This is a genomic window from Vibrio nigripulchritudo ATCC 27043 (assembly GCF_000222685.1).
Classification (GTDB): Bacteria; Pseudomonadota; Gammaproteobacteria; order Enterobacterales; family Vibrionaceae; genus Vibrio; species Vibrio nigripulchritudo.
On record NZ_AFWJ01000189.1, the window covers coordinates 1 to 1871 of the forward strand.

The 1871-nt window shown below is 49.5% G+C and carries 1 protein-coding gene; it reads left to right on the forward strand.

Annotation, left to right across the window (positions count from 1 at the left end; translation table 11 throughout):
- Positions 1-1871 (forward strand): type VI secretion system membrane subunit TssM (gene tssM / locus RH89_RS14615; RefSeq protein ID WP_004403412.1); only part of this gene is annotated, 1871 nt, incomplete at both ends.

A 1871-nucleotide genomic window follows, 5' to 3' on the forward strand; every position in this document is an offset into this window, starting at 1 on the left:
TAGATTCGGTCGACAATCTCGACAAATGGCTGGATGAATTCACCGAAGATTACGGTCGATTTGTTGAGCGCATTAAAGAGAGTTTGCCACTGTCGCTGCTGGAAACCATGGACAATTCTGAGCGTCAGAGCATCTATGGCTTTACGCGTCAGATCTCGGGTTTGAAAGAAGTGCTGCACGAATTCCTGCAAGATGCATTGGGCAGCGATCAATTTTCGACGTCGGCTTTGGTTCGTGGTGTTTACTTTACTTCTGTATTCCAGCAGGGCGTGCCTTCCAACGCCTTTGATGATGCGGCATCGCGCCGTTACGGTCTGAGCCACGCGATTAACCGAGCGCAGGACGCGAAAAACTCCACGGTTTACTTTACCCAGAAACTGTTCAACGGAATTGTGTACCCAGAGGCGGGTCTGGCGTCGGACAACTTCCGCGTAGCTAAGCAGAAACGCCGTATTGTGGCGTTGTCGACGGTGGTGTGCCTTATCGCCACCTTTATGTTGATCGGCAGTTGGCACGGTTACTACATCAAGAACGTCAATCAGGCGGACGCGGTACTGGCTAAGGTGAATGAATTCCGCAACAAGTACCCAGAAGATCTCTCTTTGCTGAATCAGAAAGAGATTCTGGAGCCACTTGATACCATTCGTGAAGCGACACTGGAGTTCGGTTTCTTCCGTGAAAAACCAGAATACATTTCGGATATGGGCTTGTATCAAGGGCATATGATTGGTCCTAAAGTCGAACAGACGTATCTGGCTTTGCTAGAAAGCCGTTATTTACCGTCTTTGATGAAAGACATCGCACTGGAGTTGTCGAACGCGGAAAACGAAGAGCATCAGTTGGAAGTTCTGAGGGTGTTCCGAATGATGATCGACAAAAGCGGTCGTTACAAAGAGTTCGTTATGGATTACTTCTCTAAAAACTGGCAACGACAGTTTGTAGGGAACCGCGTCACTCAAGAACGTTTGTTAGAGCACCTCGATTACGCCATGAACCACACCGATTTGGCGACTCAGTATAAAGAAGGTGATCAGGCTGCAATTGCCTCGGTGAAACCTTACGAGGGGCTGATTTCTAAAGCGCAGCGTGATTTGAGTGCGATGTCCATTGAGCAGCGTGTATACCGTAACCTGAAATCCAACTCTTCAACCTACCTTGGTGCGCCCATCAATGTGCGAAACCAGGTGGGACCAGTATTTGATGTGGTGTTTGAAGAGCGTGTCATCGACAGTGAGAATCTGATGGTGCCGCGCATGCTGACCAAGCAAGGTTTTGATAGCTACTTTATTGAGCAGTCGGATTCGGTTTCTGAACTGGCGTTAATAGACAGCTGGGTATTGGGGCAGACACAAGTGGCGGAATTCAGCGCTGCAGACAAGATTGCCCTAAAGAACAAGATTCGCTCGCTCTACGTCGTCGACTACACCAATACATGGCGAAACGCGATGAACGAAGTGGATGTGAAGTACTTCGTCGACATCAACAACGCCGTTTTGGTGCTGGATAACCTGACGGGCAGCACTCAGCCATTCACTCGTCTGCTTCAAACCCTTGAAGACAACACCCGCTTGTTCAGTGAGTTACCAGAAAATGAAGAAGCGCGTGAAGAGTTGCTGAAATCACCAAAGTACAAAGTTGCGTCCATGATTCATGCGCCGTTTGCAGAGCTGAATTCCATGCTGCATGCGCAAGGCGCTCAGCCAGCCTACTTCGATGAAGTACAGACTGCGGTAGTGCAACTGCTGAACTACCTGAAAGCGATTCAGGATGCACCGGATGTGGGGCGTGCTGCGCTGGAAGCGACCAAAGCGCGAATCAGCCTGAGCAACGCTGACCCAATCTACACGTTAAAACGTATCGCCTCTGGCTTG